10 protein-coding genes are annotated in these 15409 nt (G+C 62.0%); 4 read left to right on the forward strand and 6 right to left on the reverse strand.

The features are described 5' to 3' along the window. Positions 1-22: 22 nt before the first annotated feature. The 6 genes from NCT04_RS08730 to typA form a co-directional block, all read right to left on the reverse strand. Positions 23-394 carry a transposase gene (locus NCT04_RS08730; protein WP_244825392.1) on the reverse strand — a complete coding sequence of 124 codons (372 nt, stop codon included), beginning with the start codon at positions 392-394 and terminating at the stop codon, positions 23-25. Between the two features lie 137 nt (positions 395-531). Beyond that, complete coding sequence (gene zapE / locus NCT04_RS08735) at positions 532-1629, reverse strand: cell division protein ZapE (RefSeq protein ID WP_244825393.1); 1098 nt, start codon at positions 1627-1629, stop codon at positions 532-534. Positions 1630-1753: 124 nt separating this feature from the next. Continuing rightward, positions 1754-3184, reverse strand: coding sequence for a dihydrolipoyl dehydrogenase (gene lpdA, locus NCT04_RS08740; protein ID WP_244825394.1), 1431 nt, complete (start codon positions 3182-3184; stop codon positions 1754-1756). A gap of 93 nt (positions 3185-3277) precedes the next feature. Then, complete coding sequence (odhB, locus tag NCT04_RS08745) at positions 3278-4603, reverse strand: 2-oxoglutarate dehydrogenase complex dihydrolipoyllysine-residue succinyltransferase (protein WP_250465031.1); 1326 nt, start codon at positions 4601-4603, stop codon at positions 3278-3280. A 130-nt stretch (positions 4604-4733) separates the two neighbouring features. Further along, positions 4734-7595: a 2-oxoglutarate dehydrogenase E1 component gene (locus tag NCT04_RS08750; protein WP_244825396.1), complete on the reverse strand. Its 2862-nt coding sequence runs from the start codon at positions 7593-7595 to the stop codon at positions 4734-4736. A 342-nt stretch (positions 7596-7937) separates the two neighbouring features. Then, the gene (gene typA / locus NCT04_RS08755; protein WP_244825397.1) at positions 7938-9764 is read right to left on the reverse strand and encodes a translational GTPase TypA; all 1827 of its coding nucleotides are present in this window, start codon (positions 9762-9764) and stop codon (positions 7938-7940) included. 523 nt (positions 9765-10287) lie between these two features. Here typA and NCT04_RS08760 point away from each other — a divergent pair. The 4 genes from NCT04_RS08760 (at position 10288) to NCT04_RS08775 (ending at position 15315) form a co-directional block, all read left to right on the forward strand. Continuing rightward, on the forward strand, positions 10288-10803 hold the full coding sequence (locus tag NCT04_RS08760) for a MarR family winged helix-turn-helix transcriptional regulator (protein ID WP_250465033.1): 516 nt from the start codon (positions 10288-10290) through the stop codon (positions 10801-10803). Between the two features lie 76 nt (positions 10804-10879). Next, positions 10880-12415, forward strand: a complete 1536-nt coding sequence (locus NCT04_RS08765; RefSeq protein ID WP_250465034.1) for an efflux transporter outer membrane subunit — start codon at positions 10880-10882, stop codon at positions 12413-12415. A gap of 58 nt (positions 12416-12473) precedes the next feature. Continuing rightward, the gene (locus NCT04_RS08770; protein WP_244825400.1) at positions 12474-13736 is read left to right on the forward strand and encodes an HlyD family secretion protein; all 1263 of its coding nucleotides are present in this window, start codon (positions 12474-12476) and stop codon (positions 13734-13736) included. A gap of 19 nt (positions 13737-13755) precedes the next feature. Further along, positions 13756-15315 (forward strand): DHA2 family efflux MFS transporter permease subunit, encoded by a 1560-nt coding sequence (locus NCT04_RS08775; RefSeq protein WP_244825401.1) that lies wholly within the window; start codon positions 13756-13758, stop codon positions 15313-15315. Positions 15316-15409 lie beyond the last annotated feature (94 nt).

Raw genomic sequence — 15409 nt, forward strand, 5'->3', positions numbered from 1 at the left:
GACGCTTCGCACGTGGCCGATGTCACGCAGCGCGGCGTTCCGCTTCGACGCTCTCTTCCATGAGCGATGGAAGCTCTGCCGGAACGCGCATGCGAGAAGTCATCAACGCGTAAAGGGACTCGCCTGCCGGGCCGAACAACTGCGTCATCACGCGCAGCAGCACGCCCGATTCGTGCCACGCCTTGAAGCGCCGGTGACACGTCTGATACGACGGGTATTTGCGCGGCATGGTGGACCACGACGCGCCGCTATACATGACCCAGAGCACGCCATTGAGCACGGCGCGGGTGTTGGCGAGCGGCCGACCGCGCAGTTCGGAACGCGGCCTCAGCTCGGGGAGCAATGGCGCCACCATTTGCCATTCTTCGTCGGACATGTCGCGGTAGGGCTTCACGTTAATTTCTCCAATTTACTGTACCCGGCAACGATACCGAGCGCACCAAAGCGGGGAAATAAGAGTCCTCCTAATCTTGAAAAAGCCCGACAAGCCTTACGCCAATTGGCTGAACGGCTATTTTTGGTTTCTCGGTATTAGGTCAGTGAGATATCCGATAGACGGCGCGGCGACTCCAGATATTCCTTCGACTGCATTTCCACGATGCGCGATACCGTGCGCGCGAATTCATTGGCCATCGGTCCTTCCACGTACAAGTCTTCGGCGGGCACCGCCGCCGACATCAGCAGCTTGACCTTGTGGTCGTAGAACACGTCGATGAGCCACGTAAAGCGACGCGCTTCCGATGCCATGCGCGGCGACATCTGCGGCACGTCCGACAGAATCACGGCGTGAAAGCGGCTCGCGAGTTCGAGGTAATCGTTTTGCGAACGCGGTCCGCCGCACAAGGTCGCGAAATCGAACCAGACGACGCCGTCCGCGCGACGCAGTGCCTTGAGCTCGCGCTTCTCGATATGCAGCAGCGGGCTTTCGTCCGGCACGGCGGCGAGCTTCGCGAAGTCGTCGCGCAAGGCTTTATCCGCGGCTGCGCCGAGCGGCGTGTGATAGGCCTGCACGGTCGAAAGCGTCAGTCTGCGATAGTCGGTGCCGGCATCGACATTCAGGACGTCGAGATGCTTCTTGATGAGTTCGATAGCCGGCAGCAGCCTGTCGCGATGCAGGCCTTCCGGGTACAACGTGTCCGGCTCGTAATTGGACGTCATCACGAACTGCACGCCGTTGGTGAAGAGGCGATCGAGCAGGCGATAAAGAATCATCGCGTCGGCGATATCGGAGACGTGGAATTCGTCGAAGCAGATCAGCCGGTAACGCTTCGCGATGCGCCGCGCGAGTTCGTCGAGCGGATCGGCCTGGCCCTTAAGGTCTTCCAGTTCGCGATGCACCTCGCGCATGAACTCGTGAAAATGCAAACGCGTCTTGCGCTGCACCGGCACGACCGCATAGAAGCTGTCCATCAGAAAGCTCTTGCCGCGCCCGACGCCGCCCCACAGATACACGCCGCGCGGCAGCTCCGGATGCACGAGAAACTTCATGATCGCGTTCGAGCGGCGCGACTTATAAGAGATCCATTCGTCGTAACAGCGCTGCAGCCGCGCGACCGCCGCGAGCTGCGCCTCGTCCGATCGATAGCCCCGCGTGCGCAGCTCGTTTTCGTAGTATTCGGTGACGTTCATGATGCGGCTTGTAGCGCTGATGCCGTTGAATGTGACGAAGGCGAACGGTTTGATCCGCTCGCCTTCGTTGCGATGCCGGCCGAGCCGGGCCGAGTCCGACCGGGTCCTTCCAGACCCGGCGAACTTACATGTTCAGCGCGCGTTTATCGACTGCGAGCGCCGCTTCGCGCATGACTTCGGAAAGCGACGGATGCGGATGGCAAATGCGGCCGATGTCTTCGGCGGCCGCCTTGAACTCCATCGCCACCACGGCTTCCGCGATCAGGTCCGACGCGTCGGCCGCGATGATATGCACGCCGAGAATCTCGTCGGTCTTCGCGTCCGCGATCATCTTGACGAAGCCATCCGCACGGCCGATACCCAATGCGCGGCCATTGGCCATCATCGGGAACTGGCCGGACTTGAACTCGCGCCCTTCCGCCTTGAGTTGCTGCTCGGTCTTGCCGACCCACGCGATTTCCGGTTCCGTGTAGATGACCCACGGAATGCAGTTGTAGTCGATATGCGGCTTCTGACCGTCGATGATCTCGGCCACCGCCACGCCTTCGTCTTCCGCCTTGTGCGCGAGCATCGGGCCGCGCACCACGTCGCCGATTGCGTACACGTTCGGCACGGCGGTCGCGCAGTGTTCGTCCACGTCGATGAAACCGCGCTCGTTGGCCTTCAGGCCGATTGCTTCCAGACCGAGATTGTCCGTGTTCGGCACGCGGCCGATGGACACGATCAGGCGGTCCGCTTCCAGCGTCTTTGCATTACCCGTGCTGTCCGTGTACGCGATGGAAACGCCGCTCTCCGTGGTCTTCACTTCGCCGATCTTCACGCCGAGGTGAATGTCGAGGCCCTGCTTCTTGAACTGCTTCGCGGCTTCACGCGCGAGCGCTTCGTCCGCTGCGCCGAGGAACTGCGGCAGCGCTTCGAGCACGGTCACGTCCGCGCCGAGACGGCGCCACACCGAACCCAGTTCCAGACCGATCACGCCCGCGCCGATCACGGCGAGCTTCTTCGGCACGGCGTCGAAGGACAACGCGCCTTCGTTGTCGGCGACGATCTTGTTGTCGACCGGGATATTCGGCAGATGACGCGCCTTCGAACCCGTGGCGATGATCACGTTCTTCGCCGTGACCGTTTCCGTTTCGCCTTCGCCCGACACTTCGATCTGCACGCCGGCCTCGGTCTTGCCGGCGAACTTGCCGTGACCCTTGAGCCACGTGATCTTGTTCTTGCGGAACAGGAACTCGATGCCCTTCGTCATCTTCTCGACGATGCCGTCCTTGCGCGCGAGCATCTTCGAGACATCGAGCTTCACGTCCGACACGCTGATGCCGTGATCGCCCAGATGCTTCGCCGTGTTCTCGAACTCTTCCGACGACGCGAGCAGCGCCTTCGACGGAATGCAGCCCACGTTCAGACACGTACCGCCGAGCTTGAGCGTGCCCGCCGGATTCTTCCACTTCTCGATACACGCAACCGACTTGCCGAGCTGCGCTGCGCGAATGGCCGCGATATAGCCACCGGGGCCCGCGCCGATCACGACGACATCAAATTCCTTGGACATGACTTTCCCTTGATATGACTCCGCTCATGCGGAGACGCCCTTCACGGTGCGCGCGAGCCTATCGCGCGCACCAGGGCAACATGCGTTCTACGCTTACAGGTCGAGCAGCAGACGAGCCGGATCTTCCAGCGCGTCCTTCATGGCGACGAGCGACAGCACGGCCTCGCGGCCGTCGATGATGCGGTGATCGTAAGACAGCGCCAGATAGTTCATCGGGCGGATCACGATCTGGCCGTTTTCCACCACGGCGCGTTCCTTCGTGGCGTGCACGCCGAGAATCGCGGACTGCGGCGGGTTGATGATAGGCGTCGACAGCATGGAGCCGAACACGCCGCCATTCGAGATTGAGAACGTGCCGCCCGTCATTTCGTCGATGGACAGCTTGCCGTCCTTCGCCTTCTGACCGAATTCGGCGATCTTCTTCTCGATGTCGGCGAGACTCATCTGATCTGCATTACGCAGAATGGGCACGACGAGACCACGCGGCGAACCGACCGCGATACCGATGTCGAAGTAACCGTGATAGACGATATCGTTACCGTCGATCGACGCGTTCACGAGCGGGAACTTCTTCAGCGCGTGCACGGCGGCCTTCACGAAGAACGACATGAAGCCGAGCTTCACGCCATGTTCCTTCTCGAAGCGGTCCTTGTACTTGTTGCGCAGATCCATGACCGGCGCCATGTTGACTTCGTTGAACGTCGTCAGGATGGCGTTGGTCTGCTGCGATTCGAGCAGACGCTCGGCGATACGCGCACGCAGACGCGACATCGGCACGCGTTGTTCCGGGCGATCCTTGAGCCACTGATCCGCCGATGCGGGCGCCTTCACGTCCGGCAGCGACGGCTTCGCGGCGCGTGCGGCAGCCGGAGCCGGTGCGGCGGCGGGCGCCGGAGCAGCAGCCTTGGCGGGCGCGCCAGCGGAGGATGCCGAAGCGCTGAGTGCATCGCCCTTCGTGATGCGGCCGTCGCGGCCGGAGCCTGCAACCTGGTCCGCGGATACGCCCTTCTCGGCCAGAATCTTCGTGGCCGAAGGCGATGCGGCACCGCCCGTGGCTTGCGCCGAACCTTGCGCGGCCGCCGGAGCAGCAGCCGATGCGGCGGCAGGCTCGGCTTCGGGCGCCGGTTTCACTTCCGCGTCGCCAGCGGCGGCGGCGGCCGGTGCTTCACCGGCCTTGGCTTCGGTGTCGATCTTCGCGATGATTTCATCGGCGGCGACGATATCGCCATCATGCTTGATGACTTGCGCCAGCACGCCGGCGGACGGTGCGGGCACTTCGAGCACGACCTTGTCGGTCTCGATTTCGATGAGGATTTCGTCCTGGGCGACAGCCTCGCCCGGCTTCTTCTTCCACTGCAGCATGGTCGCTTCTGAAACCGACTCCGAAAGCTGGGGAACCTTGACTTCTACGATAGCCATTTCTGTTTTGTCCTGATACGTGTCTGTATGAATGCGAGCGACGCGATGCACGGCGACCTGACGCCGCATTCGATGCGCGTTTCGCGTACGGGACCGGCGAGCCTTGCCCGCGCGGTCCCGTCAAGCCGTGTTACTTCGCGATCACCTGCGCGCCCTTGAGGCGGCCGAACGCGCCTTCCACGAGCGCCTTTTGTTGCTCGTAGTGCTTCGCGTAATAACCGACCGCGGGCGAAGCCGAAGCCGGACGGCCGCTATATGCGAGCTTCATGCCGTCCTTCATGCCTTCACGCAGATGGTGCTCGATGTAGAACCAGGCGCCCTGGTTCTGCGGCTCGTCCTGCACCCAGACCACTTCGGTCGCGTTCTCGTATTTCTTGAGTTCCGCGTCGAACTGCTTGTGCGCGAACGGATAGAGCTGCTCGATACGCACGATGGCGACGTCGTTGCTCTTCGCTTCGCGGCGATGCGCGACGATGTCGTAATACACGCGGCCCGAGCAGACGACCACGCGCTTGACCTTCTTCGCGTCGATGGCTTCGTCCACTTCGCCGATGACCGGCTGGAACGAACCCTTCGCCAGTTCCGACAGGTCCGACACGGCTTCCTTGTGACGCAGAAGCGACTTCGGCGTGGCGATGATCAGCGGCTTTCTGAACAAGCGGATCATCTGGCGGCGCAACAGATGGAAGATTTGCGCCGGCGTGGTGGGCTGCACCACTTGCATGTTGTGATCCGCGCACAACTGCAGGAAACGCTCGATACGCGCCGACGAGTGCTCCGGACCTTGGCCTTCGTAGCCGTGCGGCAGCAGCATGGTGAGACCCGAGACGCGGCCCCATTTCACTTCGCCCGACGAGATGAACTGGTCGATCACGACTTGCGCGCCGTTCACGAAGTCGCCGAACTGCGCTTCCCACGCGACGAACGTGTTCGGCTCGGCGGTCGAATAACCGTATTCGAAACCGAGCACGGCTTCTTCGGACAACACGGAGTCGATCACCGAGAACTTGGCCTGACCTTCGGCAATGTTCTGCAGCGGAATGTACGTGCCGTCGTTCCAGCGCTCGCGGTTCTGATCGTGCAGCACCGCGTGACGGTGCGTGAACGTGCCGCGGCCCGAGTCCTGACCCGTCAGACGCACCGCATAACCCGACGCGACCAGCGACGCGAACGCGAGATGCTCGCCCATGCCCCAGTCGAGCTTGGCTTCGCCACGGCCCATGGCGCGGCGATCGTTGATCACGCGCTCGACGAGCGGATGCACCTTGAAGTTTTCCGGGATCGTCGTGATGCGCTCGGCCAGCCGCTTGAGTTCGGCGAGCGGCACGGCGGTGTCGGCCGCGTCGGTCCACTTGCGATTCAGGAACGGCACCCAGTCGACCGCGTACTTGCTCTTATAGTTCGAGAGCACCGGGTCGATGGTGTGGTGACCTTCGTCCATTGCCGTGCGGTACGCCTTGACGTATTCGTCCGCGACTTCGGGCGTGATGACGCCTTGCTGCACGAGCTTTTCGGCATACAGCGCGCGCGTGCCCGGATGCTTGGCAATGGTCTTGTACATCAGCGGCTGCGTGACCGCCGGCGTGTCCTGCTCGTTGTGACCGAGCTTGCGGAAGCAGACGATATCGACGACCACGTCCTTATGGAACTTCGTGCGGAAGTCGATCGCGAGCTGCGTGGCGAGCACCACGGCTTCGGGATCGTCGCCGTTCACGTGCAGCACCGGCGCTTCGATCATCTTGACGACGTCCGAGCAGTACAGCGTCGAGCGAGAGTCGCGCGGGTCCGAGGTCGTGAAGCCGATCTGATTGTTGATGACGATATGCAGCGTGCCGTGCGTGCCGTAGCCGCGCGTCTGCGCGAGGTTCAGCGTTTCCATCACGACGCCCTGGCCCGCGAAAGCGGCGTCGCCGTGAATCTGCACCGGCAGCACTTGCAGGCCTTCTTCGTCGCCACGGCGATCCATCCGCGCCTTCGCCGACCCTTCGACCACCGGGTTCACGATTTCCAGATGCGACGGGTTGAACGCGAGCGACAGGTGAACCGGGCCGCCATCGGTCGAGACGTCCGACGAGAAACCCTTGTGATACTTGACGTCGCCAGCCGGCAGGTCATCGACGTGCTTGCCTTCGAATTCGGCGAAGAGGTCGGCGGGCATCTTGCCGAGCGTATTGACCAGCACGTTCAGACGCCCGCGGTGCGCCATGCCGATGACGATTTCCTGCACGCCGTTCGCGCCTGCGTGACGGACGACTTCGTCCATCGACGCGATGAAGCTCTCGCCGCCTTCCAGCGAGAAGCGCTTCTGACCGACGTACTTGGTGTGCAGGAAACGCTCGAGGCCTTCGGCGGCCGTCAGGCGATTCAGGATGTGCTTCTTCTTGTCGTTCGAGAAGTTGGGCGTCGAGCGCGTCGACTCGAGCTTCTCTTTCCACCAGCGCTTTTGTTCGGGGTCGCTGATGTACATGTATTCGGCGCCGATCTTGCCGCAATACGTGTCACGCAATGCCTTGACGATCTCGCGCAGGCTCGCGCGCTCGAAACCGAAATACAGGTTCGTGGCGCTGAACGTCTGGTCCATGTCGGCTTCGGTGAAGTCGTAGAACGCAGGTTCGAGTTCAGGAATATGCGGACGCTCGCGGCGCTTGAGCGGATCGAGGTCGGCCAGTTGCGAGCCGAGGAAGCGATATGCGCCGATCAGTGACTGGACGTAGACCTGCTTGCGCGCGGTGGCGAGATCTTCGCCGCCGCCTTCACGAGGAACGAAGGCGTTGGACTTCGCGCGCTGCGCAAAGGATTCGACGATAGGGCCGTGAGCCACGTCGCTCTGAGCCGTGCCGTCGGATGCTGGCACGTTCTGAAGCGCGTCGAAATAGGTACGCCAAGTCTCGGGGACCGACGCCGGGTTGTCTAGATATTGCTCGTACAGTTCTTCTACGTACGGAGCGTTACCGCCGAACAAATAGGAGTTCGACTGGAATTGCTTCATCATTTTACGCTCACCTTTCTTCGAGTTTCTCGAGGAAGTGCGGGTTAAGAAACCTTCCGCGCCACGGCCTGACCGTTTAGCGGATTGCGCGAATCAAGTCTGCTTGGAAGGACCTAAAAAGCGACAGCTAATCCGATTAGCATAGCACAGAACCAATCGTCATATGACAGGTGGTCGCACCTTGGAGCCTCGGCTTCGCCCTTCTGCAACGCAGATGTGCGGGCATTCGCGCGATAAGCAAGCGATGTTATTGCGCGCGCGTCGGCAGCACTTTCGGAAGCTTTAGCGATGAGATAAAAAAAGCCGCCCGAAGGCGGCTTTGTCACTTGCATGCGAACGAACGCATTAGTCGGTTGCGCCTTCACGGCTCGCGCGACGACGCTCGTGTTCCTTCAGATGACGCTTGCGCAGGCGGATGGACTGCGGCGTCACCTCGACGAGTTCGTCGTCGTCGATGAACTCGACCGCGTATTCCAGCGACAGCTGAACCGGCGGCACGAGACGCACGGCTTCGTCCGTACCCGATGCGCGCACGTTGGTAAGCTGCTTACCCTTGATCGGGTTCACGACCAGGTCGTTGTCGCGGCTATGGATACCGATGATCATGCCTTCGTACAGCGCGTCGCCCGGCGTCACGAACATGCGGCCGCGATCCTGCAGCTTCCACAGTGCGTAGGCGACAGCGGCGCCATCGTCTTGCGAGATCAGCACGCCATTGCGACGTTCGCCGACCGAACCTTCCTTCACCGGCGAGTACGAGTCGAACGTATGGCTCATCAGACCCGTCCCGCGCGTAAGCGTCAGGAATTCGCTCTGGAAACCGATCAGACCGCGCGCCGAAATCTTGTATTCGAGACGCGTACGGCCACGGCCGTCGGACGTCATGTCGAGCATTTCGCCCTTGCGACGGCCGAGTTCTTCCATCACGCCGCCCTGATGCTGGTCTTCGATATCCACCGTCAGGTTTTCATACGGCTCGTGCTTCACGCCGTCGATTTCTTGCAGCACCACGCGCGGGCGCGACACGGCGAGTTCGTAACCTTCACGGCGCATGTTCTCGACCAGAATGGTCAGATGCAGTTCGCCGCGACCCGACACTTCGAACGTGGTTTCGTCGCCCGTGTCTTTCACGCGCAGCGCCACGTTGTGGTTCAGTTCCTTCGTGAGACGGTCGCGAATCTGGCGGCTCGTCACGAACTTGCCTTCCTTTCCCGCGAGCGGCGACGAGTTCACGAGGAAGTTCATCGTGAGCGTGGGTTCGTCGACGGTGATCATGGGCAGCGCTTCGGGATTTTCCGGCGCGCAGATGGTCACGCCGATACCGATTTCCTCGATACCGTTGATCAGCACGATGTCGCCCGCCTGCGCTTCCTCGACCTGCACGCGCTCGAGGCCGTGGAACGACAGCACCTGATTGATCTTGCGATTGATGATCGCGCCGTCCGGACCCGAACGCACGGCCACTTGCATGCCCGGGCGAATACGGCCGCGCGCCACGCGACCCACGCCGATACGGCCGACATACGAGTTGTAGTCGAGCGAAGTGATCTGCAGTTGCAGGGGACCATCGGGGTCCGACGGGCGCACCGGCACGTGTTCCAGAATGGCTTCGAAGAGCGGACGCATGGTGCCTTCGCGCACTTCCGGGTCGAGACCGGCATAGCCGTTCAGGCCCGACGCGTAGACGATCGGGAAGTCGAGCTGCTCTTCGGTCGCGCCCAGCTTGTCGAACAGATCGAACGTCTGGTTGATCACCCAGTCGATACGCGCGCCCGGACGGTCCACCTTGTTGATGACGACGATGGGCTTGAGACCGAGCGCGAGCGCCTTCTTGGTCACGAAGCGCGTTTGCGGCATCGGGCCTTCGACGGCGTCGACGAGCAACAGCACGGAATCGACCATGGAGAGCACACGCTCCACTTCACCGCCGAAGTCGGCGTGTCCCGGCGTGTCGACGATATTGATGTGCGTGCCTTCGTATTCGACCGCGCAATTCTTCGCCAGGATCGTGATGCCACGTTCTTTTTCGATGTCGTTCGAGTCCATGACCCGTTCGGCGACCTGTTGGTTTTCCCGGAACGTGCCCGATTGACGGAGCAACTGGTCGACGAGCGTGGTCTTGCCGTGGTCGACGTGGGCGATGATTGCGATATTGCGTAGGGCGCGAGTCATAGAAGGTATCTTGGTTATGCGCCGTCGAAGCAGGCCTGAGTCCATCCAGAACATTCTGGATAAGGAGGCGTCGTGGCTCGGCAGGCCGTCTTTGACGCAATGCTGTTCCGACTGAGCTTGTCCGGCAGCGCGCAAGTTCCTTGTGCGCTGCATTCCGTCCGGATTATGTCTTTTGGACGTAGTTCTTGTACTTCGCGGGTACTTCGTCTTGTACTTCGCGGGTACTTGGCTCGTTACTTCGGACGGCTCGTCAGTCGGCGCAGTTGCATGTGAATCACGGTCCCGGCGCGGTGAGAACCGTAAATTATAGCACGCACGGAAGTCACTTTCTGACAATAGGCCGCGACCCGTAATTGCGATGTTGCGCCGCCGCCGCGTCATCTATGTGAAAAACGCGCTTGGCTTAGTGCGGCGGGCCGCCCCGGCCGATTATTAAGCGTTCTTGGAAAAGATTCTTGCAGCGACATGTTGCCCTACCTATAATACTGCCTAGTCAATTATTGCGACCGCACAAGAATTTACAATGAGTGAGGCTCCAAAACCCGCTGGCATCGGCGATTACGTCCTGAGCGAAAGCGTGGGCTACCTCATCAGCCGGGTGCGCTCGACCATGTGGAACATGGTGACGCAGCACACCTCCTCCGAGCTCGGCATTACCGGAACGCAGGCGAGCATTATGTTCATGCTGGCGGTGGGCAAATGCGCGACGGCGGCGGATATTGCACGTGAGTACGGTATCGACGCAAGCGCGGTCACGCGTCTGATCGACCGGCTGGAGAAGCGCGGCCTGCTGTCACGCGTGCGCAGCGAGGCGGACCGGCGCGTGGTTCGACTCGCGCTCACCGAAGACGGCCGCGTGATGGCCGAACAAGTGCCCGCCATCTTCACGAGCGTCCTGGACAATCTTCTTGCAGGCTTCACGCCCGAGGAAGTCGGCTTTCTCAAGAGCATGCTGCGACGCGTACTGGCAAACTCGTGCGACTCCGCTGCGGCCCACGCGTTGAACGCGAACGACAAGCCTGCGACGTCATTGCGATGACAAGCAAATTCGCCGCTGCGGCGCAAAAAAAATGATTGCAACGTCCATCTTTAATTCTCATCTCAAGAGACGAGCGATGAAACACCTATCCTTGCCGGCGCTCCGAGGCATTGGGCTGCCGGGAAGCGCGAAGACCGCGTTGGCGGCCGCCGCCGCCGCGCTGGCAATCGCCGGATGCGCGAACTATTCGGGCATTTCGAGCGACAAGACGATCGCCACACCCGACAACTACAGCGCCACGCAAAGCGTGCCGGGACAAGGCGGCCAGTGGCCGTCGCTCGACTGGGCAAAGCAGTTCGGCGACCCGCAATTGCCGCAACTCATCGACGAAGCGCTCGCGGACAATCCGAGCATTGCGCAGGCGCAATCGCGAATTGCAAAGGCATCGTCGTATATCGAAACCTCGCGTTCGGCGCTGTCGCCTAAGGTCAACGGTTCGTATTCGTGGACTCGCGAGCTCTACTCCGCCAACGCGCTGTTCCCGCCGCCCTACGGTGGAACGTGGTTCAGCGAGAACAACGTGCTTGCCAGCGCGTCGTGGGATCTCGACCTCTGGGGCAAGAATCGCGCGCGTTTGAATCAAGCGGTCTCGCTGGAAAAGGCGGCCGAGGCCGACATGCAGCAGGCGCGCGTGACGCTCGCGGCGTCGGTGGCGCGCACATATAACCAGCTTGCGTTGCTTTACGCACTGCGCGATGTCACCCAGCGCGAGATTTCGAATCGCGAGAACGTCGGCCGCATCACGAACGGACGCGTAACCGCCGGTCTCGATACCAACGTGGAACGCCGCACCGCCGAAGGCAACACCGCGACGAGCCAGACCAACCTCAGCGAACTCGACGGCCAAATCGAGTCGGTGCGCTATCAGCTCGCGGCGCTGCTGGGCAAGGGTCCGGATCGCGGCCTGCAGATCGCCAATCCGGTGATCAATTCGAACGTCACCGTCGCGCTGCCCGACAACGTGCCCGCCGACCTCGTCGCGCGCCGTCCGGACATCGTCGCGGCACGCTGGCAGGTCGAGTCGGCAACGCACAACATCAAGGAAGCGAAGGCCGAGTTCTTCCCGGACATCAACCTCGCCGCGGGCTTCGGTTTCGACGCGTTCGGCTGGGGCCGCTTCCTCACTTCGAGCAGCCGTCAGGTCCAGGCCGGTCCGGCCATCCATCTGCCCATCTTCGATGCCGGCGCACTGCGCGCCCAGTTGAAGGGCCGTTACGCCGACTTCGAAGGCGACGTCGCCAACTACAATCAGACGCTCATCAACGCGATGAACGACGTGGCGACCAATATCTCGGCCATCCGCTCGCTCGACCGTCAGATGGGCGACGCCCAACGCGCGCTCGCGGCGGCGTCGAACGCCTACGAGCTCGCGGTGATCCGCTACAAGGCCGGGCTGTCGCCGCAACTGCAAGTGCTGACGGCCGACCAGAACCGCCTCGCCAACGAGCAGACCGTGACCAATCTGCGCTTGAGGCGCAGCGACCTGCAGATCGCGCTGATCAAATCGCTCGGCGGCGGATTCGACGCGACCGATTCGAATCTTGCGATCGACGGCAGCGGACAGCCCAAGGGCACGCAACAGACGGCAAGCCAACCGGCGCAGTCGAACTGAGCCGCGCCCAAGTACAAGAACACGCATCAAGATAAATACGAAACATTCGGAGCCTTCAATGAGCGACCCTCAACAAAACGCCGCCGCAGCCGCCGCCGCTCCCGCGCCCAAGCAGCGCAACGGCAAACGCCGCGTGCTCATGACGCTGATCGTGCTCGTCGTCATCATCGCCGCCGTGGCGTACGGCCTTTACTACTTCCTCGTCGCGCGCTTTCACGAGTCCACAGACGACGCCTACGTGAACGGCAACGTCGTGCAAATCACGCCGCAAGTGGTTGGCACGGTCATTTCGGTGAACGCGGACGATACCCAGACGGTGAAGGTCGGCGACCCGCTCGTCGCGCTCGATCCCGCCGACTCGAAGGTCGCGCTCGATCAGGCGGAAGCGAATCTCGCGCAGACCGTGCGTCAGGTACGCACCTTCTTCGTCAACAACAACCAGTACGAAGCGCAGATCGCGCTGCGTCGCTCCGACCTCTCGCGTGCCCAGGACGATTTGCGCCGCCGCATGACGGTCGCGCAAACGGGCGCGGTATCGCTGGAAGAAATCTCGCACGCTCGCGACGCCGTGCGCGGCGCGCAGGCGGCGCTCGACTCGGCCCAGCAGGAACTCGCGTCGAACCGTTCGCTGACCTCGAACACGACGATCGCCGATCACCCGAACGTGCTTGCCGCCGCCGCCAAGGTGCGCGACGCGTACATCAACTACGCGCGCAACACGCTGCCCGCGCCGGTGACGGGTTATGTCGCGAAGCGTTCGGTGCAGGTCGGCCAGCGCGTGGCGCCGGGCAATCCGCTGATGGCCATCGTGCCGCTCAACGGCGTGTGGGTCGATGCCAACTTCAAGGAAGTGCAGCTCAAGCACATGCGCATTGGCCAGCCGGTCGATCTGACGGCCGACCTGTACGGTTCGAGCGTGGTCTATCACGGCAAGGTCGTCGGCTTCTCGGCCGGCACGGGTTCGGCCTTCTCGCTTTTGCCCGCCCAGAACGCGACCGGTAACTGGATCAAGGTGGTGCAACGGCTGCCGGTGCGTATCGCGCTCGATCCGAAGGAACTGGAGCAGCATCCGTTGCGTATCGGCCTGTCGATGGATGTCGACGTGACCATCAAGGATGAACAAGGCGGCCAGCTCGGCCAGGCGCCGAACACGGTTTATCAGACCAACGTGTTCGACAAGTACGGCGATCAAGCCGATCAGGAAATCGCGCGCATCATCCAGCAGAACGCGGGCAATGGTCCGCAGGCTTCGTCGGGCGCTTCGTCCTCGCGCGGCAACGGCGCGGCGGCGAAGTCCGCCTCGGCCGCCAAGCTGATGTAAGCGGACACGGACCTCATCGATGTCTCAAGCCAACGTCGTTCATCCGCCGCTGACGGGCGGGAAGCTCGTCATCGGGACGATCGCCGTGTCGCTCGCCGTGTTCATGAACGTGCTCGACACGTCGATCGCGAACGTCTCGATTCCGTCGATCTCGGGCGATCTCGGCGTCTCGTCCGATCAGGGCACGTGGGTCATCACGTCGTTCGCGGTCGCCAACGCCATCTCGGTGCCGCTCACCGGCTGGCTTACGCAGCGCATCGGGCAAGTGAAGCTGTTTCTCGGCTCGATCATTCTCTTCGTGATCGCTTCATGGCTGTGCGGACTCGCGCCGACGCTGCCCTTCCTGCTCGCCGCGCGCGTGCTGCAAGGCGCGGTCGCCGGCCCGATGATCCCGCTGTCGCAAACGCTCCTGCTCGCGAGCTACCCGCGCGAGAAAGCGCCCATCGCGTTATCCATGTGGTCGATGACCACGCTCATTGCGCCTGTCGCCGGGCCGATTCTCGGCGGCTGGATCTCGGACAACATCTCATGGCCGTGGATCTTCTACGTGAACATTCCGGTCGGCTTCATTGCGGCCATCGCGACGTTCATGATTTTCCGCGACCGCGATTCCGCCATCCGTAAAGCGCCCATCGATTCGGTCGGGCTCGGCTTGCTCGTAGTCTGGGTCGGCTCGCTGCAGATCATGCTCGACAAGGGCAAGGATCTCGACTGGTTCAATTCGACGACCATCGTCGTGCTCGCGCTGGTCGCGGTGATCGCGTTCGCGTTCTTCATCGTTTGGGAGCTGACGGCGGAGCATCCGGTCGTCGATCTGTCGTTGTTCGCGCTGCGCAACTTCTCGGGCGGGACCATTGCGCTCTCGGTCGGCTATGGACTCTACTTCGGCAATCTCGTGTTGTTGCCGCTGTGGCTGCAAACGGTGATCGGCTACACGGCCACCGACGCCGGGCTCGTGATGGCGCCCGTCGGATTGTTCGCGGTGCTGCTCTCGCCGATCACGGGCAAATTCCTGCCGCGCACCGACCCGCGCCGGATTGCAACCGCCGCGTTTCTCGTGTTCGCGCTGTGCTTCTGGATGCGTTCGCGCTACACCACGGGCGTCGATACCTGGTCGCTCACGCTGCCCACGCTGATTCAGGGTATCGCGATGGCGGGCTTCTTCATTCCGCTGGTGTCGATCACGCTGTCGGGTTTGCCGGGGCATCGCATTCCGGCGGCGTCGGGCTTGTCGAACTTCGTGCGGATCATGTGCGGCGGTATCGGCACGTCGATTTTTTCGACGGCCTGGGAGCATCGATCGATCGTTCATCACGTGCAACTGGTGGAGCAGGCGAATTCGTTCAATCCGAACTTCACCAATTCGATGCAGCAGATGGGCGCAATCGGCTATTCGCACGATCAGACTTACGGTCTATTCAACAGCATGGCGACGCAGCAGGCCGCGCAGCTTGGCGTGAACGACATGTTCTATATCTCGGCGGGTATTTTCGTCGCGCTGATCGCTTTGATCTGGATCACGAAGCCCGAACGCTCGGGCGGCGGAGATTCAGCGGCGGCGGCATCGGCGGCGCATTGATCGTTGCGGTTCGTTTGGCACGGACGTAAAAAAGCCCAGACTTCTCGTCTGGGCTTTTTTTCGTTGCGCAGGTTGTAACTCTGGCGTCGCTGGC

This window comes from Caballeronia sp. GAFFF2 (assembly GCF_023631485.1).
Classification (GTDB): Bacteria; Pseudomonadota; Gammaproteobacteria; order Burkholderiales; family Burkholderiaceae; genus Caballeronia.